At 66.4% G+C, this 25,205-nt stretch carries 26 protein-coding genes; 7 read left to right on the top strand and 19 right to left on the bottom strand.

Annotated features, from left to right (window positions below; translation table 11 throughout):
- Positions 1 to 55 precede the first annotated feature (55 nt).
- Positions 56 to 1,045, bottom strand: coding sequence for an LLM class F420-dependent oxidoreductase (locus ORI27_RS01780; RefSeq protein WP_265994507.1), 990 nt, complete (start codon positions 1,043 to 1,045; stop codon positions 56 to 58).
- Between the two features lie 574 nt (positions 1,046 to 1,619).
- Positions 1,620 to 3,116 (bottom strand): class I adenylate-forming enzyme family protein, encoded by a 1,497-nt coding sequence (locus ORI27_RS01775; protein ID WP_407666188.1) that lies wholly within the window; start codon positions 3,114 to 3,116, stop codon positions 1,620 to 1,622.
- Between the two features lie 77 nt (positions 3,117 to 3,193).
- Here ORI27_RS01775 and ORI27_RS01770 point away from each other — a divergent pair, with 77 nt between their 5' ends.
- Entirely contained in the window at positions 3,194 to 3,679 is a 486-nt protein-coding gene (locus ORI27_RS01770) for a class I SAM-dependent methyltransferase (protein ID WP_265994509.1), read from the top strand.
- Here the strand turns inward: ORI27_RS01770 and ORI27_RS01765 are convergent.
- Together ORI27_RS01765 and ORI27_RS01760 are read right to left on the bottom strand one after the other, a co-directional pair.
- Positions 3,654 to 5,789, bottom strand: a complete 2,136-nt coding sequence (locus ORI27_RS01765; RefSeq protein ID WP_265994510.1) for a 3-hydroxyacyl-CoA dehydrogenase NAD-binding domain-containing protein — start codon at positions 5,787 to 5,789, stop codon at positions 3,654 to 3,656. The genes ORI27_RS01770 and ORI27_RS01765 overlap by 26 nt on opposite strands.
- Positions 5,790 to 5,819: 30 nt before the next feature.
- Positions 5,820 to 7,031 carry an acetyl-CoA C-acetyltransferase gene (locus tag ORI27_RS01760; protein ID WP_265994511.1) on the bottom strand — a complete coding sequence of 404 codons (1,212 nt, stop codon included), beginning with the start codon at positions 7,029 to 7,031 and terminating at the stop codon, positions 5,820 to 5,822.
- A 310-nt stretch (positions 7,032 to 7,341) separates the two neighbouring features.
- Between ORI27_RS01760 and ORI27_RS01755 the strand changes: the two genes are divergently transcribed.
- Positions 7,342 to 8,556 (top strand): pyridoxal phosphate-dependent aminotransferase, encoded by a 1,215-nt coding sequence (locus ORI27_RS01755; RefSeq protein ID WP_265994512.1) that lies wholly within the window; start codon positions 7,342 to 7,344, stop codon positions 8,554 to 8,556.
- On the opposite strand, the gene ORI27_RS01750 is transcribed toward ORI27_RS01755, so the two are convergent.
- The 3 genes from ORI27_RS01750 to ORI27_RS01740 are packed head-to-tail and all read right to left on the bottom strand — an operon-like array spanning position 8,539 to position 10,617.
- Positions 8,539 to 8,991: an SRPBCC family protein gene (locus tag ORI27_RS01750; protein WP_265994513.1), complete on the bottom strand. Its 453-nt coding sequence runs from the start codon at positions 8,989 to 8,991 to the stop codon at positions 8,539 to 8,541. The two genes, ORI27_RS01755 and ORI27_RS01750, sit on opposite strands and share 18 nt — an antisense overlap.
- Positions 8,992 to 9,049: 58 nt before the next feature.
- Complete coding sequence (locus ORI27_RS01745; protein ID WP_265994514.1) at positions 9,050 to 10,159, bottom strand: CaiB/BaiF CoA transferase family protein; 1,110 nt, start codon at positions 10,157 to 10,159, stop codon at positions 9,050 to 9,052.
- A gap of 14 nt (positions 10,160 to 10,173) precedes the next feature.
- Positions 10,174 to 10,617 carry an SRPBCC family protein gene (locus ORI27_RS01740; RefSeq protein ID WP_265994515.1) on the bottom strand — a complete coding sequence of 148 codons (444 nt, stop codon included), beginning with the start codon at positions 10,615 to 10,617 and terminating at the stop codon, positions 10,174 to 10,176.
- Between the two features lie 83 nt (positions 10,618 to 10,700).
- On the opposite strand from ORI27_RS01740, the gene ORI27_RS01735 reads away from it, so the two are divergent.
- Positions 10,701 to 11,054: a UBP-type zinc finger domain-containing protein gene (locus ORI27_RS01735; protein WP_265994516.1), complete on the top strand. Its 354-nt coding sequence runs from the start codon at positions 10,701 to 10,703 to the stop codon at positions 11,052 to 11,054.
- Here ORI27_RS01735 and ORI27_RS01730 read toward each other — a convergent pair.
- Genes ORI27_RS01730 through ORI27_RS01720 form a run of 3 tightly spaced genes read right to left on the bottom strand, consistent with a single transcriptional unit; the run spans position 10,937 to position 12,425 of the window.
- On the bottom strand, positions 10,937 to 11,350 hold the full coding sequence (locus tag ORI27_RS01730) for a hypothetical protein (RefSeq protein ID WP_265994517.1): 414 nt from the start codon (positions 11,348 to 11,350) through the stop codon (positions 10,937 to 10,939). The genes ORI27_RS01735 and ORI27_RS01730 overlap by 118 nt on opposite strands.
- A gap of 54 nt (positions 11,351 to 11,404) precedes the next feature.
- Positions 11,405 to 11,797, bottom strand: coding sequence for a nuclear transport factor 2 family protein (locus ORI27_RS01725; RefSeq protein WP_265994518.1), 393 nt, complete (start codon positions 11,795 to 11,797; stop codon positions 11,405 to 11,407).
- Between the two features lie 28 nt (positions 11,798 to 11,825).
- Positions 11,826 to 12,425 carry a TetR/AcrR family transcriptional regulator gene (locus ORI27_RS01720; RefSeq protein WP_265994519.1) on the bottom strand — a complete coding sequence of 200 codons (600 nt, stop codon included), beginning with the start codon at positions 12,423 to 12,425 and terminating at the stop codon, positions 11,826 to 11,828.
- A 74-nt stretch (positions 12,426 to 12,499) separates the two neighbouring features.
- Here ORI27_RS01720 and ORI27_RS01715 point away from each other — a divergent pair, with 74 nt between their 5' ends.
- Positions 12,500 to 12,988 (top strand): DUF2834 domain-containing protein, encoded by a 489-nt coding sequence (locus ORI27_RS01715; protein WP_265994520.1) that lies wholly within the window; start codon positions 12,500 to 12,502, stop codon positions 12,986 to 12,988.
- Here the strand turns inward: ORI27_RS01715 and ORI27_RS01710 are convergent.
- Positions 12,961 to 14,052: an alkene reductase gene (locus ORI27_RS01710; protein WP_265994521.1), complete on the bottom strand. Its 1,092-nt coding sequence runs from the start codon at positions 14,050 to 14,052 to the stop codon at positions 12,961 to 12,963. The two genes, ORI27_RS01715 and ORI27_RS01710, sit on opposite strands and share 28 nt — an antisense overlap.
- Before the next feature lie 105 nt (positions 14,053 to 14,157).
- Positions 14,158 to 15,192: an LLM class F420-dependent oxidoreductase gene (locus tag ORI27_RS01705; protein ID WP_265994522.1), complete on the bottom strand. Its 1,035-nt coding sequence runs from the start codon at positions 15,190 to 15,192 to the stop codon at positions 14,158 to 14,160.
- Positions 15,193 to 15,254: 62 nt separating this feature from the next.
- Here ORI27_RS01705 and ORI27_RS01700 point away from each other — a divergent pair, with 62 nt between their 5' ends.
- Complete coding sequence (locus ORI27_RS01700) at positions 15,255 to 16,754, top strand: acyl-CoA carboxylase subunit beta (RefSeq protein ID WP_265994523.1); 1,500 nt, start codon at positions 15,255 to 15,257, stop codon at positions 16,752 to 16,754.
- Between the two features lie 2 nt (positions 16,755 to 16,756).
- Here the strand turns inward: ORI27_RS01700 and ORI27_RS01695 are convergent, their stop codons facing one another.
- The 4 genes from ORI27_RS01695 to ORI27_RS01680 are packed head-to-tail and all read right to left on the bottom strand — an operon-like array spanning position 16,757 to position 20,380.
- Positions 16,757 to 17,902, bottom strand: a complete 1,146-nt coding sequence (locus tag ORI27_RS01695; RefSeq protein ID WP_407666189.1) for an LLM class flavin-dependent oxidoreductase — start codon at positions 17,900 to 17,902, stop codon at positions 16,757 to 16,759.
- A 5-nt stretch (positions 17,903 to 17,907) separates the two neighbouring features.
- Entirely contained in the window at positions 17,908 to 18,954 is a 1,047-nt protein-coding gene (locus ORI27_RS01690; RefSeq protein ID WP_265994524.1) for a TIGR03857 family LLM class F420-dependent oxidoreductase, read from the bottom strand.
- Positions 18,951 to 19,325 carry a nuclear transport factor 2 family protein gene (locus tag ORI27_RS01685; protein WP_265994525.1) on the bottom strand — a complete coding sequence of 125 codons (375 nt, stop codon included), beginning with the start codon at positions 19,323 to 19,325 and terminating at the stop codon, positions 18,951 to 18,953. Before ORI27_RS01685 ends, ORI27_RS01690 begins: the two co-directional genes overlap by 4 nt.
- Positions 19,325 to 20,380: a phosphotransferase gene (locus ORI27_RS01680; RefSeq protein WP_265994842.1), complete on the bottom strand. Its 1,056-nt coding sequence runs from the start codon at positions 20,378 to 20,380 to the stop codon at positions 19,325 to 19,327. Before ORI27_RS01680 ends, ORI27_RS01685 begins: the two co-directional genes overlap by 1 nt.
- 26 nt (positions 20,381 to 20,406) lie before the next feature.
- Between ORI27_RS01680 and ORI27_RS01675 the strand changes: the two genes are divergently transcribed.
- Complete coding sequence (locus ORI27_RS01675) at positions 20,407 to 21,015, top strand: TetR/AcrR family transcriptional regulator (RefSeq protein ID WP_265994526.1); 609 nt, start codon at positions 20,407 to 20,409, stop codon at positions 21,013 to 21,015.
- Here ORI27_RS01675 and ORI27_RS01670 read toward each other — a convergent pair.
- Positions 21,003 to 22,115: a PHB depolymerase family esterase gene (locus ORI27_RS01670; protein ID WP_265994527.1), complete on the bottom strand. Its 1,113-nt coding sequence runs from the start codon at positions 22,113 to 22,115 to the stop codon at positions 21,003 to 21,005. The two genes, ORI27_RS01675 and ORI27_RS01670, sit on opposite strands and share 13 nt — an antisense overlap.
- Positions 22,115 to 23,725, bottom strand: a complete 1,611-nt coding sequence (locus ORI27_RS01665; RefSeq protein ID WP_265994528.1) for a flavin-containing monooxygenase — start codon at positions 23,723 to 23,725, stop codon at positions 22,115 to 22,117. The genes ORI27_RS01670 and ORI27_RS01665 overlap by 1 nt, the downstream gene beginning before the upstream one ends.
- Before the next feature lie 99 nt (positions 23,726 to 23,824).
- On the opposite strand from ORI27_RS01665, the gene ORI27_RS01660 reads away from it, so the two are divergent.
- Positions 23,825 to 24,748 carry a TIGR03619 family F420-dependent LLM class oxidoreductase gene (locus ORI27_RS01660; protein ID WP_265994529.1) on the top strand — a complete coding sequence of 308 codons (924 nt, stop codon included), beginning with the start codon at positions 23,825 to 23,827 and terminating at the stop codon, positions 24,746 to 24,748.
- Here the strand turns inward: ORI27_RS01660 and ORI27_RS01655 are convergent.
- Entirely contained in the window at positions 24,741 to 25,178 is a 438-nt protein-coding gene (locus ORI27_RS01655) for a nuclear transport factor 2 family protein (protein ID WP_265994530.1), read from the bottom strand. The two genes, ORI27_RS01660 and ORI27_RS01655, sit on opposite strands and share 8 nt — an antisense overlap.
- Between the last annotated feature and the right edge of the window lie 27 nt (positions 25,179 to 25,205).

Raw genomic sequence — 25,205 nt, 5'->3', positions numbered from 1 at the left:
ACAACACTGTTGACGCTCGCCGGAAACCGCATTCTCATCTGAATGCACGCGCTTCTCATGCCAGGGCGGGGATCACCTCACGCTCGAACAGCTCAATGCCGGAGCGGTCGTAGGCGGCCTCGGGGAAGTAGCAGATCACGTACTCGCAGCCGAGGTCGCGCAACGCCGTCAGGCTTTCGACGACCCGCTCGGGTGTTCCCGCCGCCGACCCGGGGGCACTGACCGTCGTCATCATCGCGTCGGCGGCCGCATCCCCACAGGCACCGGCCAGCCGATCGCGGACCCGCTGCACCCGCTGCGTGACGTCGTCTGGCGAGCTGCCGATGATCGCGTTCACGTTGGCCGAGCGGACGATGGCATCGAAGTCCGTGCCCGCGTCGCGGCAGTGCTCGGCGAGCACCTGTGACTTGTGCGCGAACCCCTCGGGATCGGAGGTGAAGTTGGTGTACTGCGCATACTTCGCCGCGATCTTCAGCGTCACCTTCTCGCCTCCGCCAGCGATCCACAGTGGAATTCCGCCCTCCTGCAACGGCTTAGGAGCAACAATCGCACCGTCGACCTGATACTGCTTACCGGCGAAGCTCACTCTCCCGTCCCGCCAGGCGTCCCGCATGATCTGCACGCCCTCGTCCAACCGGGCCAGTCGCACACCCGCGGAGGGGAACCCGTAGCCGTAGGCGCGCCACTCGTGCTCGTACCAGCCGCCGCCGATGCCCATCTGCACCCGGCCACCGGAGATCACGTCGGTGGTGGCGGCGACCTTCGCCAGGTAGACGGGATTGCGATAGCTCATCGCGGTACACATCTGACCGAGTTTGATCCGCGAGGTGCTCGCCGCGTACGCCGCCATCAGGGTCCACGCCTCGTGAGTAGCCTCATCGGTCGGCATCGGCACAGTGTGGAAATGGTCGTAGACCCACAGCGAGTCCCAGGGGCCCGCATCGGCGTGCTCGGCCAGATCACGCATTACCTGCCAGTGTTTTTCAGTGGGGATGCCGACCAGATCCAGTCGCCAGCCCTGGGGAATGAACAGTCCGAATCGCATGGCCCGACTCTACGGCGGCGGCCGCCGGGTCAGTCGCGGCGATCAGGGCCACAGATGCACCGGCGACGGTTTCGCCGAGGAACTCCGGCCCCGGACGGCAATCGGCCCCTCCCGTACGGGAGGGGCCAACGCTCCCCCTTGCCTCCTCGCTACCCCTGGCGTAGGTCTATCACACCGGCAAATATAGCTGAGAGCAACCTGAGACGCATCAGTTCAGCAAAAGTTCTTCGTCGGGTGGGCAGATGTATCTCGGGTCGCAGTTCCGAATATTTGTTTCTGAGAAACATAGAGTTCAGAAGCATTTCCGCGACACAGCCCCGACGGCAAACTACGCACCAACACCCGAGTGGGGCAATGCAACCAGCAACTCAGCTCCGGGCGCCGCGACGGTCCCGGCGCACCGGGGTTTGCTTTCATTTGGACAGCGCGTGCTTTTCGCAGTTCATGCCCGGAGGTTGGCACGGGTAGCGAGTTTGCGACCCGATGGGCGCAGGCCATCGGGGCGGGCCCGGGTAGCTCCGGTAGTCGATCCGCGGACGGCCGTCCTGGCAATGACCCGGGCGCATCGGCCCGGCTACTTTGTGCCGCCGGTGTACATCGCGGCTACTTCGCGAAGCGCGACCTTCAGCGACTGCGTCCTCGGCAACTCGTCGACAGCGACCACACCGACCGGCACACAGTGTTTGGGCAGCGCGTCGCGCACCAACCCGATGAGTTCTACCGGGTCCGGTGCCGGGCATCCGGGGATCACCTCCACCGCGGCGAATGGCACCTCGCCCAGCCGGGCATCCGGAACGCCGACCACCGCGGCATCACGCACCGCAGGGTGGGCGACCAGCACCCGGCGAACGGTCTCGGGCAAGACTTTGAAGCCGCCGCGGTTGATCGCGCCGTCGGCGCGCCCGTGCAGGGTGATGAAGCCGTCGGCATCCACGGCAGCGAGGTCGTTGGTGCGGATCCAGTCCGGGCTGATGACCGCGATCCTGGCTTCCAGTACGCCCTGCTCGCCGGTCGGCACCTCCCGGCCGGTGTGCGGATCAATGATGCGGACCTCGGTGTCGGACAGCACCCGCCCGGAGCTCGCCCGCTTGACCGCGCCGAATTCGCGGTACAACTCCGGCGTCCACGTGCATACCGAGCCGGCGAATTCCGTTGCACCGTAAGCCATCAAAACCGGGATCCCGTAGCGCTGCTCGAAGGCGTCCCGGGTCTCCGGATCCAGCGGGCCGGATGCGCTGATCACATATTCGAGCGAGCCGAGGTCTTCGCGCGGCAGATCCGCGTCGAGCAACATCCGTACCGCGGCGGGCTGCAGGCCCGAGCGACCGATCGCGTAGGTCTTCACCACGCGCACCCATTCGGCGACGGTGAACTTCTCCAGCAGGGCGATCCGCTTGCCGAGGTAGGCACCGGTGATCAATTGGCACACACCGCCGATCCCGCCCAGCGGCCAATACATCAGCTCAGGCGGATCCTCAGCGGACGCACCCCCGATGGCCACGCTCGCCACGGTGTGCTCGAGCACCGACGCTGGGATCACATGTCGTTTGGGTGGGCCGGTGGTGCCGCTGGTGAGCACCTGCAGGCCGGTCGAGCCGTCCCGGCCGGCCGCGCGCAGCCGGGCCGACACCCGTTCGACACCGGCAACACGTTCTACGGTCGGCGGTTCCAGAGAGACCGCGATACCCGCCGTGCCGGCGCGGCGGGCCGCCGCGATCACCGGCTCGGTCCAGTCCTCCTGATCGGCGACCACCGCGGCCAGCTCCAACTGCTCGATATCGCGGCCGATCGCCTCCGCCGACTGGAACGAATAGATCATCGACACCCACCGGCCGGCGCCGAGCAACCCCACCACGGCAGCCGCGTGGGGCGGGCGGTTGCGGGCAACCACCCCGACCGCCGCACCATCGGACACCCCCGCCGCACGCAGCGCATCCTCGATCCCGTCGGCGAAGGCGGCCATCTCGTCACCGGAGTACCACCGGCCGCCGAACTCGATGCACGGCGCTTGGCCATACCCCGCCAGACTGGCGGCCAACGTGCTGCTGATCGTCGCGGCGGCGTCGCTCACGGATCTAACGCTATCCGTGGCTGTGACAAGCCACGCCACATCGTTCATAGTTAGGGTTCCCTAACCCCGGAACGCGAATGGCGGCGACCATCTTCGACACGGTGTTACGGCGAGCGCGCGCGGGCGTCGGCACATTCCCCTACCCCCACCAGGCCGCCGCACTGCTGGACAATCCGCTGCGCAGACGAATGGAGAGGCCGGGCGATTCGATCGATGTTCTGGAGCTGACCGGTACCGAGCGAGTACTCGAGATCGGCCCGGGCGGAGGGTTTCTCAGCGTCGAACTGGCCAATCGCCTGGGATCTGGACCGTTGGACCTCTTCGACATCCAACCGCAGATGCTCGACAAGGCGCGGCGCAAGCTCGAACAGGCCGGCCACCGCGGTGTCGGTTATACCGCCGGGCAGCCCGGTGCGGTATTGCCATTTCCCGCAGGCACATTCGACGCCGCGTTCCTGGCCGAGGTGATCGGCGAGGGGCGCACGCGAAAGGCCCGCAGAGACTTGATGTCTCGGCGGGCCTTTGCGCGGAGCAGAACTACAGCAGTGACTGCGGCGGGTTGAACCGCTCGCCGTACTTGGCCGCTAGTTCCTTTGCCCGCGCCACGAATCCGGCCTTGCCGCCATGTGGATAGCCGACGATCAGCTGCGCGGCGCCACCGGTCCACGGCGGGAAACCGATGCCCATGATCGAGCCGATGTTGGCATCGGCCGTCGAATTGATCACACCCTCGTCGAAGCACTTCTGGGTTTCCAGTGCCTCGGCAAACAGCATCCGGTCGATCATGTCCTGCAGCGGCGGGGTCGACGTACCGGAGGAGAAGGTCTCCCGCAGGCCCGGCCACAGCTGGGTGCGCTTGCCGTCGACATACTCGTAGAAACCGGCACCGGAAACCCGTGATGGACGACCGATTTCGATCATCTTCTCGACGACGGCCTCAGCCGGGTGCGGCTCGTACGTTCCACCCGCGTCTTCGACACCCTTGCGGGTCGCGACCGCGATCTTGTGCATCAGCTCGAGGTTGAGCTCATCGGACAGCTGCAGCGGCGGCGCCGGATAGCCGGCCTGCGTGCCGGCGTGCTCGATCGACGCCGGCTCGACACCCTCACCGAGCATCGCCAGCGCCTCGTTGACGAAGGTGCCGATGACCCGGCTGGTGTAGAAGCCGCGGCTGTCGTTGACCACGATCGGGGTCTTGCCGATGGCCAGGGTGTAGTCGAACACCCGGGCCAGCGCTTCGTCAGAAGTCTTCTCGCCCTTGATGATCTCCACCAGCGGCATCTTGTCGACCGGCGAGAAGAAGTGGATTCCGATGAAGTCCTCCTGGCGCTTCACCCCACTCGCCAAGCCGGTGATCGGCATGGTCGAGGTGTTGGAGCCCAGGATGGCGTTGGATTCGACGATGTCCTCGATCTCCTGGAACACCTTGTGCTTGAGTTCCTGGTTTTCGAAGACCGCCTCGATGACGAAATCGACACCCTTGAAGTCGGCGGGGTCGCCGGTCGGGGTGATCCGGCCCAGCAGGGCCGCTGACTTCTCGGCTGTGGTCTTGCCGCGTTCGAGAGCCTTGGCCTCTAGCTTCTCGGAGTAGCCCTTGCCCTTCTGCGCGGCTTCGAGCGAAACATCCTTGAGCACGACGTCGAAACCGGCCTTGGCCGAGACGTAGGCGATGCCCGCGCCCATCATGCCCGCGCCCAGCACACCGATCTTGGTGATCGGGGTCTTGCCGATGCCCTCGGGCCGCGACCCGCCGGAGTTGATGGCCTGCAGGTCGAAGAAGAACGCCTGGATCATGTTCTTGGCGATCGGCCCGGTGACCAGTTCGGTGAAGTAGCGGCTCTCGATGCGGCTGGCGGCATCGAAGTCCACCTGCGCGCCCTCGACGGCCGCGGCCAGGATGGCCCGCGGGGCCGGCATCGGCGCACCCTTGAGCTGCTTGCGCAGCAGCGACGGGAACGACGGCAGGATCGCGGCAAGTGCCGGGCTGGCCGGGGTGCCGCCGGGCATCTTGTAGCCCTTGACATCCCACGGTTGGGTGTGGGCTTCGGGGTTGGCCTTGATCCACGCCTTAGCGGCCGGGACCAATTCCTCGACGCTGGCGACGATCTCGTCGACCAGGCCGTTGTCCTTGGCCTTGTCCGGCCGGAACCGGGTGCCCTGGGACAGCACGTTGACGAAACCGTTCTGGATACCGAGCATGCGGGTGATGCGGGTGACACCGCCACCGCCGGGCAGCAGACCGAGGGTCACCTCAGGGAGGCCGATCTGAACGCCCTTGACGTCGGCGACGATCCGGTGGTGACAGGCCAGCGCGATCTCCAGGCCGCCGCCGAGGGCTGCACCGTTGATGGCAGCGACGACCGGCTTGCCCAGGGTTTCCAGAACGCGCAGGTCGGCCTTGATGTCCTGAACCTCGGCGAAGATCTCGCCGGCGTTCTCCGGTCCCGCGGTGATCATGCTCTTGAGGTCACCACCGGCGAAAAAGGTCTTCTTACCGCTGGTGATCACCACGCCGGTGATCGAATCCTTCTCGGCCACAAGGCGTTCTACGGCCTTGTGCATGGACTCCTTGTAATGCTCGTTCATCACGTTGGCCGAACCGGTCGGGTCGTCCATCGTCAGCGTGACGATGCCGTCGGCATCCTTGTCCCACGCAATCGTGTTCTCTGCCATGGTTTTTCCTAGCTCCTCGTAGATCCGGGCTCAGACGCGCTCGATGATGGTGGCCACACCCATGCCGCCGCCGATGCACAGCGTGATCAGGGCGCGCTTGGCGCCGCGGCGCTCCAGCTCGTCGACCATGGTGCCGGTGATCATCGCGCCGGTGGCACCCAGCGGGTGACCCATCGCGATCGCACCGCCGTTGACGTTGAGCTTCTCGTTGGGGATGTTCAGGTCCTTCTGGAACTTCAGCACCACCGACGCGAAGGCCTCGTTGAGCTCGAACAGGTCGATGTCGTCGACGGTCAGTCCGGCGCGGTCGAGCACCTTGCGGGTGGCCGGCGTCGGGCCGGTCAGCATGATCGTCGCGTCCGCGCCGCTGGTGGCGGTGGCCACGACGCGGGCCCGCGGGGTCAAGCCCTGCGACTTGCCCGCGGCCTCGCTACCGACCAGCACCAGAGCGGCGCCGTCGACGATGCCCGAGCTGTTGCCGCCGGTGTGGACGTGGTTGATCTTCTCGACCCAGTGGTACTTCTGCAGCGCCACGTCGTCGAAGCCGGCCATCGCGGCCAGGCCCTCGAAGGCGGACTTCAGCTTGCCGAGGCTTTCGACCGTGCTGCCGGGGCGCATGTGCTCGTCGTGGTCGAGGATCACCAGGCCGTTCTGGTCTTTCACCGGGACGACCGACTTGGCGAAGTAGCCACCGGACCACGCGGCGGCGGCGCGCTCCTGGGACTGCGCCGCGTAGGCGTCGACGTCCTCGCGCGAGAAGCCCTCCATGGTGGCGATCAGGTCGGCACCGATGCCCTGCGGAACGATCAAGTTGTCGTAGACGGTCGCCGGGTCGGTGAACATCGCCCCACCGTCGGAGCCCATCGGAACGCGGCTCATCGACTCGACACCACCGGCGATGACCAGGTCGTCCCAGCCGGAGCGAACCTTCTGCGCGGCGGTGTTGACCGCTTCCAGGCCCGACGCGCAGAACCGGTTGAGCTGGACTCCGCCGACGGTGTCGGGCATACCGGCCGCGATCACCGCGGTGCGGGCAATGTCGGCGCCCTGGTCGCCGACCGGGGAGACGCAGCCCAGGATGACGTCGCTGATCAGGTTCTCGTCGAGGTCGGGGAAGCGCGAGCGCAGCTCCCCGATCAGGCCGACGACCAAGTTCAGCGGCTTGACCTCGGTCAACGAGCCGCCGCGCTGCTTGCCGCGCGGGGTGCGGATGGCCTCGTAGATGAAGGCTTCTTCGGACATGTGTGTTCTCTCCAGGTCCTGTTCGGAATTGGGTGTGACGATCCGTCTTCGACGGTAGTCCTCTGGACGCGAAGCTTAGCAAGACCGCCCAACCGGATGGTTGGGCGGTCGCCCGGCACCGTGCCGCAGTGGTGCCGGTGATCGAATCGTCCGAGGTGTCCCGGGCCTTCATGAAGGCGGGCACCGATACCGTCGGGTTCGCTTCGTCGGCGCCGCCCAGATCGTTGAGGTGCCCGACGTTGTCATCGGTGGCAATTACCGAAACAGCAGATGAGCTGCGCGAACTGCCCGGTAGGTAGGGTGACCCGCTATGACGGGTTCCCATGTAGCCGGCCGCCTGGGTCCGGTGTCGAGGCTGCAGCCGTACGCGGTGACCATCTTCGCCGAGATGTCGGCACTCGCCGCGCGCATCGGTGCGGTGAACCTCGGGCAGGGCTTCCCGGACGAGGACGGCCCGGCCGCAATGCTGGAGGCGGCGCAGAAAGCGATCGCCGAGGGGGCCAACCAATACCCGCCGGGATTGGGCATCGCCCCTTTGCGCGAGGCCATCGCCGCCCAGCGCAACCGGCACTACGGCGTCGAATACGACCCGGAAAACGAGGTACTGGTCACCGTCGGCGCCACCGAGGCGATCGCGGCCGCCGTCATCGGTCTGGTCGAACCGGGCTCCGAGGTACTGCTGATCGAGCCGTTCTACGACTCGTATTCCCCGGTCATCGCGATGGCCGGCAGCCAACGCGTGCCGGTACCGCTGGTGCCCGACGGCCGCGGTTTCGCCCTCGACATCGACGCGCTTCGCGCCGCGGTGACGCCGCGGACCAGGGCGCTGATCGTCAACTCACCGCACAACCCCACCGGCATGGTGCTCTCGGATCGCGAATTGCGCGCCCTGGCGGAGTTGGCTGTGGCGGCGGACCTGCTGGTGATCACCGATGAGGTCTACGAACATCTCGTCTTCGATGGAAAGCGGCACCTGCCGCTGGCGGCGTACCCCGGGATGGCCGAGCGCACGGTGACGATCTCGAGTGCCGCCAAGATGTTCAACTGCACGGGCTGGAAGATCGGTTGGGCCTGTGGAAGCGCGAAACTGATCGCCGGGGTGCGGGCGGCCAAGCAATACCTCAGCTATGTGGGCGGCGCCCCGTTCCAGCCCGCGGTGGCCTATGCGCTGAATTGCGAGGAGGCCTGGGTGCGCGCGTTGCGCGATTCGCTGCAGGCCAAGCGTGACCGACTGGCTGCGGCGTTGACCGGATTGGGCTTCGGTGTGCACCACAGCGCGGGCACCTACTTCCTGTGCGCCGACCCGCGACCGCTGGGGTACTCCGACAGCACCGCGTTCTGTGCGGAGCTGCCGGGCCGTGCCGGGGTGGCAGCGATCCCGATGTCAGCGTTCTGCGATCCGGCCTCCCCACACATCGGGGCGTGGAATCACTTGGTGCGCTTTGCTTTCTGCAAACGCGACGACACCCTCGACGAGGCCATCCGGCGGCTCGGCGCCCAGTCGGATCTAGCCGGTCGCAGTTGACGTCTTGCCGTTGAGGACACGGCGGCGCAGACCCTCCGTCGCCGCCTCGAGCACCGTTTTCTTGGCGCGCTTGACCAGAAAATGCGGCAACGGCGCCGACGGCTCCAGGGTGATGTCGAAACGGACCCGCGTGGCGTCACCCTCGCGGCGCAGGGTGTATTCGACGTGCTGGTCGTGTTGTTGTGCGGTCCGGTCGGCGTCAAAGACCACCCAGTCCCGTCCCCAGTGGTACTCGAGGATCTCGTGATCCACCAGGCCCAGCAGTTTCACGGTGACCTCGACGCGGCGGGGCCGGCCGTTGTCGTAGCGATCCACCACGCGGGCATGCTTGTGGATCGACGACCACGTCGGCACCGCCTCGACATCGGCGAGCGCGTCGAGAACGGCCTCCGGCGGGGCGTCGATCACGATCTCGCGCGATGCCCGAACCGCCACACCAGCAAAATTAACTACCGAACGGTTTCCCTGTAAGTGCTTTGGCCCACTTCGATCGCTACCAGCCGATCTCGGTCAGCGCCGTAGTGGTCTGTGGTGGGCGGCCGACGGGACCGGGAGCAGTGCGCGAGAACCGCGGCGCGGGCGCGGCCTGCTCGGCGCCGGCGACGTCGATGATTGTTCGGCGTGCCAAAAGGTGTTCGTTGGAGGCGGCCTCGGCCCAGCTGAGCACCGGCGTGACGCAGGCATCGGTTCCGGCGAAGATCGCCGTCCACTCGTCACGGGTCTTCCCCGCAAAGGCCGCCGTGAACAGCTCCCGCATCTCGGGATACCGGGCGACGTCGGACTGGTTCGGCACCTCGGCGGCCGACAGCCCGAGTCCGGCCAGCAACTGGGCGAAGAACTGCGGTTCGATCGCACCGACGGCCATGTACCCGCCGTCGGCGGTCTCGTAGGTTCGGTAGTAGGGCGCGCCACCGTCGAGCAGGAAGGACTCGCGTTGGTCCTTGAGCGCGCCGGTCGACTTCATCGTCCACATCACCTGCGCCAAGACACTGACCCCGTCGACCATCGCGGCGTCGACCACCTGACCGCGGCCGGACTTCTCCCGCTCGTAGAGGGCGGCGACGATGCCCAGCAGGACCAACATCGAGCCGCCGCCGAAGTCGGCGACCAGGTTGAGCGGCGCGACGGGCGGACGGTCCCGGTACCCGATGGCGCCGAGCGCACCGGTCTGCGACAGGTAGTTGATGTCGTGGCCGGCGGTCGACGCCAGCGGCCCGTCCTGGCCCCACCCGGTGATGCGGGCGAAGATCAGCGCAGGGTTGACCGCCGCGCAGTCGTCGGGTCCGATACCCAGCCGTTCACAGGTACCGGGGCGAAAGCAGTCCAGCAGGACATCGGCTTTGCCCGCCAACTCCAGCAGCGCATCGGGTTGGGATTTGATGTCGAGGTCGACGACCCGCTTCCCCCGGTGCAGGAGGTCGATGTTCTCGGCGGGCATCGTCAGGCTTCTGCTAGTCCCGTCGCTTCGCTCGCCCTGGCCGGGCCGACGCACCCGGACCACATCGGCACCCAGGTCCGCCAGGATCATGCCGGCGTGCGGCCCCGGCCCGATCCCACCGAGCTCGAGGACCTTCACCCCGGCCAGAGGTCCGGTATTCGTCACGCGGGTAAGGTAACTCAGCCGCCCTTCTGCACCTTCAACACCTGCTTGCGCAACCCATCGGTGGCCGTTTCCATCGCCCCCTTGATGGTGCGCTTGACGACGAATCCGGGCAGCGGCACCGCCAGGTCGATGGCCAGATCGAAGCGAAGCTTGGTCTTGTCGCCGTCTGGGGTCAAGGTGTATTTGGCGTCCTGTGAGCGCAATTGGCCGGCTTTCACCAGCGTCCAGCTCACCACGTTGCCGGCCCAGGTGTATTCGACGATCTGCTCATCGGTCAGGCCCGCCGCCTTGATCTTCATCTTGACCTTGTGCGGCCGGCCATCGTCGTAGGCCTCCAGTACTTCCGCACTCTGATACTGCGGTGACCATGTCGGTGTCGACTCGACGTCGGCGATCACGTCGAGAATTTCGTCGGGGGTTGCCTCGATCACGACCTCGCGGGAATCTTTGACTGCCATGGGCGTGACCATAGTTGCTGGAGACGAATCGCACGCCAGTTCCGCGACGAGCGCGGCCGCGCCGCGGCAGTACGCTCGCGGGTATGGCTGAAGCGGTCGATCCGTCGGTTTCACCAAGCGGTCTCGGCTGCGTCGAATGTGACGCCGCCGGCGGGTGGTGGGTGCACCTGCGCCGCTGTGCGGCCTGCGGCCACATCGGCTGTTGCGACGATTCGCTGATGCGGCACGCGGCCGCGCACTGGCGGACGAGCGGGCATCCGATCATCCGGTCGTTCGAGCCTGGCGAAAACTGGTTCTGGGACTACCAGACCAGCCAGTACTACGACGGACCGGAGCTGGCGCCGCCGGTGAGCAGGCCGCCCGAGGAGACCACACCGGGCCCGCGCGGGCGAGTCCCGACTGATTGGGCGGAGATCCTGCGCAGTCGCGCCGACTGAGTCAACGCATCGGCGCAGCCGCGGCGCCGCACGCACACCGTTGCGTAGACGTCGTCGCGAACGGCCAGCGGATCGTCGTGGACCACGACGCGTTTCTTACGCAGCACCGAGCGGCCGCAGGCGATGAACGCAACCGGGGACGCGGTGCCGTCGGCGGAAATCTGCACCGAGTCGTCGAAGCGGGTGCCGACCTCGCCGGGCTCGAAGTGCACGGTGTAACGGATGGTGAAAAGCCAAGTGCCGTCGCGGCGCTGTTCCCCGCAGACGATCAGGGAGTCGTCACCGATCCTCGCCATACATTAGATAGTGCGCCGCCCCGCGGTCGATGTGCGGAAGCACACGCCGAACTCTTACGCCAATCCGGCCGCGGCCATTTCCTTTTCAAATTCGACGCTCATCCGCTCGGCGAACGCGGTGACGGCATTGAGCGGGCGCAGCATCACGGTGAACTCGTCGATGAGCCCGTCTTCGCGGGTGTGCAGGAAATCGCAGCCGTTGATGTCGAGGTCACCGACCTTGGCGGTGAACACCAGCGCGTGGTCGGCATCGTCTTCGTGCCCGATCTCACGCACGTAGGTCAGGTCGGCGAAGACCCGCGATACGGCGCGCAGGATCACGCCGATCTGGTCGCGGCCCTGGTACGGCTTGTGGGCGATGGGGCTGCGGAAAACCACATCCTCAGCGCACAGGGCGGGCAGGGCATCGAAATCGCCGGCCTCGACGGCGGCACGGAACGCATGCATGCTTCTCAGCATGCCACGGGTGGTGGTTCTACTCGTCGATGATCCCGCCGCGCAGCGACTCGAGCGCGGTACGGCACAGCCGCCCCAACTCGGTCAGGGACCTGTCCTCGCCGACCATCCACAGCTCCATCGCCCCGAAGACAGCCGCGGCAATGCAGCGGGCCGTGACGATGACGCGCAGACGCTCGTCGGGTGTGGTCGGCGGGGTGCTCAGGGACAGCTGGTCGGCGATCGCGTCGGCGAACTCGGCCTCCACCTGCCTCGTGTGGCGGACGATGCGGCCGGGGTCCAGTTCCTTGGCACGCAGCGAGGCGATCTGGGCGACGGCCTCCGGATCATAGGGCGAGGCGTCGATGGCCGACTGCACCGATTCGATGATCGACTCCCCCGGTGAGCGGGCGTTCAGCGCGGCACGGAACCATTCCAGACCGACGTCGTAGTCGGCGAAGAGCAGGTCGTGCTTGGAGGTGAAGTGCCGGTAGAACGTGCGCAGCGAGACGCCGGCGTCGTCGGCGATCTGCTCGGCGGAGGTGTCCTCCACGCCCTGCGCGAGGAAGCGGACCAGGGCAGCACGGCGCAACGCATCGCGAGTGCGCTCACTGCGCGCCGTCTGAGCAGGCCGAACCACGGGGGTAACGTACCGCAAAGAGAATTGTCAAAATTGACAAAACGTGACCTGGTGTTCACTAGAGTTACGAAGTCATGACGCTCCTCGTTCACGCGGTGCTGGCCGTCCTCGTCATCGCCTGGATCATCGGATCCAATTCCTCGATCTTCCGCCGGCCGGCGACCGGGCCCGCAGTCAGCGCGCTTGAGATTCTCTTCTATGTCATCGGTCTCGCATCGATCGCGCTGGGCTGGTACTTCAACATCCAGTTCGTCCACCAGTACGCCGACGGCACCGGCAACATATTCACCGGCGCCGGAAGCTGGTGGCAGTTCATCACGTTGGGGTACGACAACCCGGCCGCGGCGTCAGCCAGCCAGGACTACACGATCGGCAATGTCATCCTGCTGCCGTTGTTCACGATCATCGACGGCTACCGGCGCGGGATTCGCCGGCCGTGGCTGTACTTCGTGTCGAGCCTGTTCACCAGCTTCGCGTTCGCCTGGGCCTTCTACCTCGCCACGGTGGAACGCCAGCGGCTTCACGAGAAGTCGCGTCAGACCGTCGGTGTCAGCGCCGGGTAGTCGACATAGCCGGCAGGACCGGGTGAGTAGAACGTAGCCACGTCGGGTTCGTTGAGCTCGGCCCCGGCGCGCAGCCGTTCGATGAGGTCGGGGTTGGCCAGGTATGCCCGGCCGACGGCGGCGGCACTGATGACACCCCAATCGGCGAGGTTCTCCAGCTGGCAGAAACTCGTGTCGACGTCGCGGCCGGTGTTGAGAACGAACGGCCCCGGCCACAGCGCACGCACAATTCCGAATTCGGCGGCGTCAGGGTTGATCAGCACGTGCAGATAGGCGATACCCAGCGGCGAGATTCGTTGCAGCAGAGCTTCGTAGGCCGAGACGGTGTCGACCTCGTTGACGTCACCGGCGTGGTTTCCGGGCGATATCCGCACACCGACCCGGCCCGGGCCGATCTCTTCGGCCACCGCCTCGACGACTTCGGCGGCCAGTCGAGCTCGGTTCTCCGCCGATCCGCCATACCTGTCGGTGCGGGCGTTGGTCGCATCTGCCAGGAATTGATGCAGGAGATAGCCGTTGGCGGAATGTATTTCGACACCGTCGAGACCAGCGTCGACGGCACGACGAGCGGCGGCTCGGAATTGGGCCACCACATCGGCGATTTCGTCGCCATTCAGCGCTCGGGGCACCGGGAGTGGCTTCTTGCCCGTCGGCGTGTGCGCCGACATGTTCGCCGCGATCGCCGACGGTGCCACCGACTCGGCCCCGTTGATGTCGGGGTGCGCCATCCGGCCGACGTGCCAGATCTGCATGAACGTCAACCCGCCCTGCGCGTGGACGGCCGCGGCCACCTCGGCCCACTTCTGCTGGTGGCGATCGGTGTAGATGCCCGGAGTGTTGACATAGGCACCATTGCCGACCTGCGAGATGGCGGTGGCTTCGGTGATGATCAGGCCGGCCGTCGCGCGCTGCGCGTAGTACTCGACCTGCAGGTCGCTGGGCGTTCCGTCCGCTTCCGCACGTGAGCGTGTCAACGGCGCCATGAACAGCCGGTTGCGGGCGGTGTTCGCCCCGATCGTGATCGGCTGGAGCAGGGCTGCGTCGTCGGCCAGTGTGAACGTCATGCTGGCTTAGAACTGCACGGATGTGCCGTTTCATTCCCTGACGGACAGATCTCACCCAGCCTGTCGTTGTCGCGAAGAAGTGCGACCGAGTGGAGATGTCGACAGCTACAGGCTGGGCGCGCGCACCTCGTCCAGGAATGCCCGTACCGTCTGCTCCGACGCCGACGGCGGCAGACCGACCATCACCCGGTCGATGACGCCATCACAGCGCTCCCTCAGCGCGGCGGCCAGGCTGTCGAGTGGCGCGACGACCGCGAACGTTTCCAGGATGTCGTCGTCGATCAGGGCAGCCATGGCGTCCCACTGGCCATCCAACGACAGTCGGCGCAACTCGGTCTGCAACTCGCCCCAGCCGTGTAACTCCAACACCTTTCGATACGCGGGGGTGGAGGCGTAGAACGCAATCTGCTTACGGGTTCCCACCGCGGCAGCCGTGATCTCCGCCTCATCGGCACCAGTGACCACGAACACCGGTGCCATCACCTGAAAGTCGCTGCGTGACCGCCCAGACTTGGCCATCCCCCGCTGCAACGCCGGATTCGTGACCTCATCGAAGTACCTCTTGGTGGTGAAGGCATGCGCGATCAGCCCGTCGGCGACCTCGCCACACATTTCGGTCATCAGCTCACCAACCGCCGCGATGACGACCTTCGGCGACCCGTACGGGTGCTGCTCGGGTACGAACATCGGCGTCATCAGGCGATGGGTGTAGAAGTCGCCATCGAAGTTCAGCTTTGTACCGTCTCGCCAGCAGGACCAAATCTCATGCAGCGCAACGACGAACTCCCGCATACGCCGGACCGGATGGCTCCACGGCATGCTGAACCGCTTCTCGATGTGCGGCTTGATCTGGGTGCCCAGCCCGAGCAGCAGACGCCCTTGGGAATAGTCCTGCAGATCCCAGCCGATATTTGCCACCGTCATCGGATTGCGCGCGAAGGCCACCGCGATGCTGGTTCCCAGCTCGATGCGGGTGGTGTGCTCGGCGGCCAGTGTGAGGGGCAGGAACGGGTCGTGGTTGATCTCCGCGCTCCAACACCCGTCGTAGCCGAGCCGCTCCAGCTCGCGGGCCGCATCACCGACACCGGCAAGCCGGCTGATCACACCCCGGTCGACCTTGAGACCGCCGACCTCGCCCATGGCGGCAGACGCTACAGTAAGCACTTCAGTATGGTCAACGCCGCCATGGTTAGGACACGTCGATGAGCAACGCGCAGGATTGGCAGGAGACCCTCCACGACCTGAGTCGTCGCCGCCAACACGCCCACGCGATGGGTGGCGAAGAACGTGTCGCCAAACACCACGGCAAGGGAAAGCTCGACGCCCGAGCCAGAATCGACCACCTCCTCGACCCGGACACATTCCAGGAGTTCGGCACCCTGGTCGGCGGTGATATCGCCGCCGATGGGCTGGTCGCGGGCGCGGGTCGGGTAAACGGAACACCGGTGATGGTGGGTGCCGAGGACTTCACCACACTGGCCGGCAGCATTGGCCCCGGCGGAAACGCCAAGCGTTATCGACTGGCCGAGCTTGCGCTGCGCAACAAGATCCCGTTGGTGATGTTGTTGGAGGGTGCCGGTTTCCGGGCAGCTGGCGGTGAGCACTACGGCCGCACCCCGACCGATTTGATCGCCCAGGCGCAGTGTTCCGGCAAGGTACCCACCATCTCGGCGGTACTCGGCCCGTCGGCCGGCCACGGTGCCCTGGTCGCGCCGGTCTGCGATTTCTCGATTATGAGTGACCAAGGTGCGATCTTCACCGCCGGTCCCCCCGTCGTGAAAGAGGCCACCGGAGAGGATATCTCGAAGGAGGATCTCGGCGGACCGTCGGTCGCGCTGCCCAGTGGCGTCATCCACAACTACGCCGAGACCGACGAAGGCGTGCTCGACGACATCCGGCGTTACCTGTCCTATTTCCCTTCCAGCGCCTGGTCGTATCCCCCGACCCGGCTGTACGACGAGGAGGCCGGTCTTCGCCCGACTCCGGAGCTGCTCGACATCATCTCGCGCGACAACCGCAACATCTACGACATGCGCACCGTTCTCGACGTGGTCTTCGACGAGACCGACTGGTTCGAAATCCAGCCGAAGTTCGGCAAGGCGATCATCTGCGCCCTGGCCCACCTCGGTGGGATTCCGGTCGCGGTCGTCGCAAACCAGCCCACCGAGATCGCCGGCTCGATCGACTCCGACGCCGCCGACAAGGCCGCACACTTCATCACGGTTGCCGACTCCTTCCATCTGCCGCTCGTCTTCCTGGCCGACAACCCCGGCATGCTGCCCGGCGGCCAGTCCGAGCGCAACGGTGTATTGCGCAGCGGGGCAAGGATGTTCGCCGCGCAGACGGCAGCCACCACATTGAAGTTGCATGTCACATTGCGAAAGGCCTTCGGATTCGGCTCGATGGTCATGTCCCTGCTGGGTTTCGACAACCAGGTCGCGACATTCGCCTACCCCGGAGCCACCATGGGGGCGATGAGCGCGGCCGCGCTGAGCCGCGCCTCGCATGCCGACGAGGACGTAACCGAGATCCTGAAGAAGATGGAACTCGAAGCGTCGTACCGGTCGGCGGGCCATCTCGGGTTCGACGAGCTGATTTCACCGGAGGAGACGCGCAACGCCCTGGTGCTGGCGCTGCAGCGCGGCATCTTCAGCCGTCAGGAGGCGGCCGAACCGGTGAGCCGCACCGCGATCACGCCCTAGGGTCACAGTCTCCGGAGACCGCGCAGGACTCTGCTGAAGTACAGCGTCGTGGCCAGTCCCCTACGCAGATTCGGTTGCATGGCGCCAAAATTCACCACGACGATGTGGCGCACTCCGTGGTCACGCCACACCGCGGCCTGCTCGAGGACGTCATTGACGGTTCCGGTCAGCATCATCGCCTTGACAACCGCCAGCGGCACCCGCGCGGCCGCCGCATGAACGGCCGCTTCGTCCATCGTGAAGTTGGAGTGGTCCTGCATGCCGGTGCACTCCGCACCCAAAGGGTGTGACGCACCCTGGTGTGCGAAGAACTCGGCCGGGGCATTGAGCGACCAGGCCTTCACCACGGTGGTGTCGAGACCTTCGTCGACCACGTCCCGGCTGGTTCCCGCGAATACCGGAATCCAGGAGGCCGGCGTGATCGACATCGGATCGCGACCGGCATCCGATGCCGCCGAGCGGATCACGTCGAGCCGATTCGCATAATCCTTGGGCCGGTGCGCGAAACCGGGGAACCACCCGTCGGCGTAGCGTCCGGTCGCGCGCAGCATCCGCGGCCCATGAGCGGCCACCCAGATCGGCGGCCAGCTGCCCCGGTAGGGCGGCAGGTCGAAGATCGCTTCACGCAACGGGAAGAACTGCGAATCGCGGTTGACCAGGCGGCCGTTGGAATTCCACAGCGCCCGGATGGTCGCCAACGCCTCCTCGAACCTGGCCACCGGCCTCGACCAATCCACCCCGTAGGGCTCGTTGCCGACTCGTTCACCCGGGCCGATGCCCAGCATCGCCCGCCCACGGGTGAGCAGGTTCAGCGTCCCGGCGGCCTGCGCGGTGACGGCGGGATGGCGCTTGCCGGTGTCGGTGACTCCGATTCCGAGGCTGATGCGGTTGAATCGCCGCCGCGCCGCGAGGCTCCCGAGCAGGGTCCAGGCCTCCATTGCCGCGTCCGGCGACTGCAGCAGTCGCGCCGCGGCAGTGTATTTCGGATCCCATAGCGGACGTGGCGTCTGCCCGTTGATGTGATCGGGCACCCAGTACGAATCGACCCGGCCGGCGACCGCGGACAGATAGTTGGCCCGGCTGAAGGCGTCCGCAGTCGGGCGAGCGGCCATCACCGGGTCCATCAGACCCACCCGAAGACGGGACAATTCGGTTATGTGTCGGACTCGCGGTAGGCGGCGACCACCGGCTCCAACTCATCGGGCGTCGCGCCGTGCATGATCACCGCGTCGGCGCCGTAGTCGAATTCCTTGCGGATCCGGGCGGCACACTGCTGCGCCGAACCGGTGGCCGACGGTTCCAGCCACTCGTCGGGGATCAGTGTCGCGATATGCTCGATCTGCTCGGCGGTCGCCTTATGGTCGATACCACCGCCCACCGATTGCACCACGGTGTCTGCGCGGAAGCGTTCCAGCACAGCGGGATCCCAGCTGTTCGTCTTTACCAGCAGATCGCCGTAACCCTGCAGGTAAGTGGCCAGCCGGGCGACGGTCTTCTTCAGCCGCAGTTCTTCAGGGAGGTGGTCCCCCACAGTCGCGAAGCATGACCACACCCGCACGCTGTCGGGGTCGCGGCCGGCTTGCTCGGCGGCGTCCTTGACGGTCTTGACGCTGCGCGCCAGTGTCTCCGGGGTGAAGTAGGTGTGCAGGATGACGTCGTCGAACTCCCGCCCACCGAGCTTGAGGGTCTCGGGGCCGAACGCCACGATGGCCAGCCGGATGTCTTCGCGGAAGTCCGGATCCAGGAACAGAATCGAGTACTTCCCCAGCGGCCCATCGTGGTTGAAGATCAGCTCGCCGTGCCACAGCTTGCGCATCACCTGGGCGAAGTCTTCCATCTGCGCGGTGGTGACCGGCGGGATGCCGAATGCCCCGTAGATCGCCGCGATACCACGGCCGATGCCGAGCGTAAACCGGCCGCCCGACAGCCGGTGCATGGTGGTGGCCCACGAACCGGTGATCAGCGGGTGGCGGGTGTTGTGATTGGTCGCCGCCGTGGCGATCTGCATCCGGTTGGTGACCGCAAGGGCCGCGCCGACGAGTGAGGACGCTTCCTTGACGTTCCAGCGTTCGGAGATGAAGCCGGTGCCGAAGCCCAACTCCTCACCGCGACGGGCTTCCTCCATCAGGGTCGCCGGGCCCTCGCCGCCGGCCCCGGCCAGCAGGTAGTAGCCGAGCTCATCCAAAACAGGTTCCGTCACGCCCAAACTCCCTGCTGGTAGCCGCAGTTCCAGACTTCAGTGATCCTGCCGTCGACGACCCGGAAGATCTCCATGCTGCCGACATCTGCTTGCGTACCGTCCTTGAGCCTCATCGGCGACTGGTAGACGATCGCGACGTGCTCGCCGTCGTCACCGGCCACCACCACGTTGAGGTCGAACCGGATCGATTCGAACATCTCCAGGTGGTCGACAACACGCTTGACGGCCTCGTCATGGGTGAGCACCACCGCTTCGCCGACCTCGTGGCGAATCACGCTGTCGCCCAGCAACTCCTCGGCCAGGGCAATGTCACGTTCGTTCCAGACCACCAGGTTGTACAGCTCGACGACCTCGCGCGCCGTCCGGCTCATCAGAAGACCTCCAGTGCGTCGATGCCGTCGATCGTGGCCACCGCCCGGTCGGTGAGCGTCAGGCACAGATCTCGCGACCGTTGCGGCAGCGCGTCCCACCCGATCAGGGTGATCACAGGAAGCACCATCAGGAACCCGACCGCCAGGCGGTAGTGCCGCCACGCCTCGTCGAACGAATAGCCGACCTCACCGAGGTTGTCCAGGTAGCCGCGGAGAAGCGCCTGGTCCTGGCCGCGGCGGACGGTGGTGGGCAGGCCCTGGCTGACCAGATAGGCGATGTCGGCCGCACCGGCGCCCACACACGCGAATTGGAAGTCCACCACCTTCAGCCGGTCACCGGCGAAGAACATGTTGTCGGCCCGGATGTCGCCGTGCAGCAGCATGGTTCGTTCGGTCAACCCGGCGAGCGCGGTGGCGGCGTGCTCGGTGAAGTTCTCCGCGAAGCGGGCGACGGCGTCGGAGACCGGCGCCTCGGAGTGCCGACGATAAATCTCCCAGCCGGGCCCGAAGGCGGGTACCAGCAGATCACGGACCGCGGGCATGTCAATGCTCGGAAACACCTGCAGTGCCGCCGTGTTCGACGGCTTCATCGACCATGCGTGCAGCCCGGCGAGTTGCGCGATGCACAGCCGGGCCCGTTCGATCGACAAGCCGGCGAGGTGGTCGGCGTTATCCCAGTCCCGCAGATCCTCCAGCACCAGCACGAAGTCGGCGGAGTCGTCGGCCATCCGCGCGACGTAGACGTGCGGGGTGTCCATGGGCGCGCGGCCGGCGATATCGCGATAGAACGCCAGCTCGCGCCGATACCCGCCGAGCAGCTCCATCGCTGCGCGGGCCTCGGATTGGGCCGCCAGCTTGGCGATCATCGTCGCTGGAACGCCGTCGCCGGTCAGGTGCAGGCGATACAGAAGCGACGAGAAGCCGCTGTCCTGGGCGATCTGTTCCGCGACGACCTCGGTGACGGTCGTACCCAGCGCGTCGCTGAGCCACTCCGGGTCGACAGCGTCGATGCCGGACGGCACCGCTGCCGTGGCTGAGGTCACCCCTGGCAACATAGTTGTCACCTGTTTAATATGCAAGGGTGCCTTCTCCTGCCCGCGGATTGACGCAACCGGAACGGGTCGAGACCTCCCGTCGCCGGCTGATGGAAGCCGCCGCCGAGCTGATCGTCGAGAAGGGCTGGGAGGCAACCACAGCTGCCGAGATCGGGCGGCGGGCGGGGTACAGCCGCACGATGGTGCACGCCCGCTTCGGCGGCAAGGAAGCCATCCTGGAGGACTTCCTGCATGAGTACGTGAGCAGACTGAGCCCGGAACTCAATCCGGGAGTTACCGGCATGGACCAGGTGCTCGCCCACATCGACCGCATCCGGGACCTGTACGCCCATGACCCCGACGTCCTGCGCGCGATGTTCGTCTCCAGTTTCGAGGCGATGAAGACGACCTCACCCCTGCGTCAACGGGTCAGCGACCAGCTGGCCGGCGGAATCGCCAACGTGGCTGATGGCTTGCGGAAAGGACAGCGGGACAAATCTGTTCGTCGAGATATCGATCTGGACCGGGCGGTCAGCGATATCACCGCCGTGTTCTTCGGCATCGCGTTCCTGTGGGTGGCGCTGCCCGCCGGTTTCGACCTCGACACCGAATTGGCGCACGCGCGCAGCCGAATCGTGCGGGACTATGGCGCCTGAGTCAGCTCACCCAGGAACTGCTCGGTCTGCTCCTGCACGCCACCCGAGAAAAGGTGCCCGACGTGCCCGCCGTCGTGCCAGTACAGCCGCCCGCCCCACCGCTCCTGCATGGCCAGCGCGCACTGCCGGTAGGCCATCTGGTCATGCCAGGCGCCGACGATCAGCCGTCGGTCCGGCGGCGGCAACGGCTCGAGGGCCAGTGGATCGATCACCGACGTCAGCTCCGCCACGATGTCGGATGCCATTGCCGCACCGGCGATATCGGCCACCGGACCCCACCGGTGCAGGTGCCGCGCGATCATCCCGTTGAGGCCGAGGATCGGTGTGTAGAGGGCCGCCGCGTCGACCCGCTCCTCCAGACCCGCGACCAGAGCGGCGACGGCACTGCCCAATGACAATCCGGACACCGCGATGGCAGTCGAGTCGGGCTCGATCCAGCCGATCACCGCACGCACCTCGGAGACGGCCCGCACCATCCCGGCGACGTTGGCGACCGGATCGGTGCCGGGGTAGGCCGGCCACCTATTTCGGCGGGGCCCGTGCCCCGGCTGAACGGGCATCGCCACGTTGAAGCCGAGCGTGCGGTGGATCCGGCCGATCCTGGCGACGACGATGTCCGACATTCCGCCCTGACCCGCGCCATGCACCCACACCAGCCACGGCCTGGGACCGTCGTCGTGGCGGAACAGCACCACCTCGGCGCTGGCCGGTCCGTCGTGCCCTTCGGCGGCCAGGGCCGGCACCAGATGCGGGTCGTGGTCATAGCTCATCCGCTCATAGGAGAGCACGCCAGCGTTCACCGGACGAATCCCGTTCACCTGCAATGGTTCCGGATCGCGATGCACACCGCTCACCCCAAGCGCGGCGAGTTCGCCAGCCGCCGCGGCGTACTCGTCGACCGGTCGGGCGAGCTTCGGCGGTGAGGACATCAGGGTCATACCGGTGACCACCAACTCGTCGAGCGCCACCTCGGCGACCTGGCGCATCCCGCGCCCGGACAGCGGATTCCAGTCGTCCGACTCCTGTAGGGCCGCCACCGACCGCGGCAGGACACCGCCGAGCTGGGTTGCCAGGCGATGCGCGTGGGAGCTCAGTCGCATCACGCCAGCTTGAACCCGACGTATCCGCCGTCCGCGATCTCGTCGCAGCGCCGCCGGTATTCGGGGATACCCGCCGTGTAACCCATGTACATCCGTTTCTTGCCGGGGACGTTGGCGCCGTTGTACCACGAGTTGCAGCTGGGATGCACCAGGACCGTCGGCGCCACGAGGGATGTGGTGTGCTCGATCCACTCCTGCTGGGCGTCCGGCAACGCCTCGATGGTCCGGTATCCGCCTCCCTTCAGGTAGTTGATGCAGTCACCGATCCATTCGATGTGCTGCTCCAGCGCGGTGACGAAATTCGTGGCTGCCGACGGACTTCCCGGACCCTGGACGATGAACAGGTTGGGGAAACCGGCGACCGCGAGGCCGAGGTAGGACACCGGACCGTCGGTGGCCCATACGTCGCGCAACACGACCCCACCCCGGCCCCGCACATCGATGCGGGTGAGCGCCCCCGTCATGGCGTCGAATCCGGTGGCGTAGATGATGACGTCGAGGTCGAAGTGCCGGTTGTCGGTGTCGATACCGTCTGCGGTGACCGCCCGGATCGGATCCTTGCGCAGATCGACCAGGGTGACGTTGTCGCGGTTGTAGGTCTCGTAGTAGCCCTGGTCGATGATCGGGCGCTTGCAGCCGAAGGGATGGCTCGGCACCAGCGCCGCCGCGGTCTCGGGATCGGTGACGATCCGCGCGATCGCCTCGCCGTACAACGCGGTGGCCATGCGGTTGGCCTCGATGTCGAAGAAGATGTCGCCCCAGTTGAGTGCGCCCATGACCCCGCGTTCCTCGACGGCCCGCAGTTGCTCTTCGGCAGTGGCCGATTTGATCGGCGGGCTGACCAGCATGTCGATCAGAACCGAGAACGCCGACAATCGTGCGGCACCGACCGGATGCTGGCGCTGGGCTTCGCGGATCTCGCCGTAGCGTGCCTTCATCTCGTCGAGTTCGCCGGGTTCGAAGGCCCGGACGTCCCACGGCAATGTGAACGCCGGGGACCGCTGGAAGACGAAGAGCTGCTCGGTATCCGCGGCGATCACCGGAATCATCTGTACGCCGGTCGAGCCGGTCCCGATGACACCCACCCGCTTACCACTCAGGTTCGCGCCACCCTCCGGCCAGCGGCTGGTGAACAACGACTCCCCGGCGAAGGTCTCCATTCCGGCGATGTCGGGTTGCAGCGGTACCGATAAGATGCCCGAGGCCGCGACGACAAACGGGGCGACGAACGTCTCGCCGGTGGCCGTCCGCAACGTCCAGGTCGCAGTGTCCTCGTCGAAGGTCATCGCGATGACCTCGTTGTTGAACCGGATATCGCGGCGAAGGTCGAGCCGATCGGCGACGAAGTTCAGGTATGCCTCGATCTCCGGCTGGGCCGGCATGGTCTCGGTCCAGACCCACTCCTGCTGGATCTCGTCGGAGAAGCTGTAGGAGTACTCGATGCTCTCGATATCGCAGCGGGCGCCGGGATAGCGGTTGAACAGCCAAGTACCACCGACCTTTTCGGCCTTCTCCAGCACCTGGACGCGCATCCCCAGCTGCCGCAGCCGGTGCAGCATGTACAGACCGGAGAACCCGGCCCCGATCACCAGCACATCAGCACTGTCCATCCACGGACCCTTCTCTTGCTCGCACGGCGGATGCTACTGTAACTATTACAGTATTGGAACCGGCCTGGCCGCCGGATCCCCGAAATCCTCAGGTGGGCGATGCGGTACACCCTGGAATATCCGAGCGAGCTCCCCACCGCACCCGACGATTTCCTGGAACCGGCCGTGATCCGCGATGTCGCGACCCGGGCCGAGGCCGCCGGGTTCTCCGCGATCGCGCTCAGTGAGCATCCGGCCCCCTCGCTGAAATGGCGGCGGGGCGGCGGCCACGACACCCTCGACCCGATCGCGGCGCTGAGCTTCATGGCTGCGGTGACCAGCGACATCAGGCTGATGACCAACCTCTACGTACTGCCGTTCCGGAATCCGTATCTGGCCGCCAAGTCCTTGACCAGCCTCGACATCCTGTCGGGCGGCCGGCTGATCGCCGGCGTGGGTGCGGGGTATCTGCGCTCGGAGTTCGCCGCGCTCGGCGTCGACGTAGAGAGCCGCGCCCGACTGCTCGACGAAGCGCTGTCGGCCCTGAGGTCGATCTGGACGGATCCCGAAACACCTGTCAGCGGAGAGGGATTCACAGCGACCGGTCCGATGTGGCTGCAGCCGCCGGTACAGCGGCCGCATCCGCCGATCTGGATCGGAGGCAATACCGCTGCGGCGATCCGCCGGGTAGTCCAGCACGGCAGCGGCTGGATGCCGCTGATCGCGCCCGCGGGCATGGCATCGGCGATCGGCACGGCCGCACTGGAGAACGCCGAGCAGTTCGGCGCACTGCTGCACCGGCTGCGCAACGCGCTCGCCGACGCCGGATGCGATCCGCTCTCCGTCGACGTCCAGGTGATCTGCCCGTGGATCGACCTCGACGACGACTCCTCGCTGCGGCAGGCTCAAGACGCGCTCGGCGAACTGGCCGGGCACGGTGCGAACTGGGCCGTCGCCCACGTCGAGGCGGCCACCCCACGGGAGGCCTGCGACTATCTCGACGCGTTCGGCGAGGCCGTCATCGCCGCCGATCTGGTCAGCTGAACCGCAGCAGGGTGCGGGTCAGATGCAGCGACGTGATCAGCCACCGGCCGTCGCGTTTCTCATACGTCTCGTGGTAGTGCCCGGCGCCGTGCAACCGCGTTCCGTCGCCGAAGAACAGCAGATCCTCCATCGCCCAGATGCCGGTCGCCGTGGTGTCCGACGTCAGGGTGAGCTCCGGGGTGTGACAGTGATGCACCGTCGCCACGCCTTCCAGAGTGCCGATCACCATGGGCACGAATTCGTCGACGCCATGGATCGGCGGCCCGGTCTGCGGGTCGGCGCCGCCGGTCGAGACGGAACCGTCCAACAACACCGTGAGATCGGGGGCGAAGACGCCCCGCCACGACTCGACATCCTTGGTGTCCAGGAAGCGGCAGTATCTCGCCTTGAGCTGGCGAATCGCCTCGAGTTCGTCGCTGCCGTCGACCATCGGACGCCTCCCATTCGCCTTGCCTGA

It is taken from the genome of Mycobacterium pinniadriaticum (assembly GCF_026242045.1).
Lineage (GTDB): Bacteria > Actinomycetota > Actinomycetes > Mycobacteriales > Mycobacteriaceae > Mycobacterium > Mycobacterium pinniadriaticum.
Note: the sequence above shows the minus strand (reverse complement) of the source record. Positions and strands in the feature narration are given on the sequence as shown.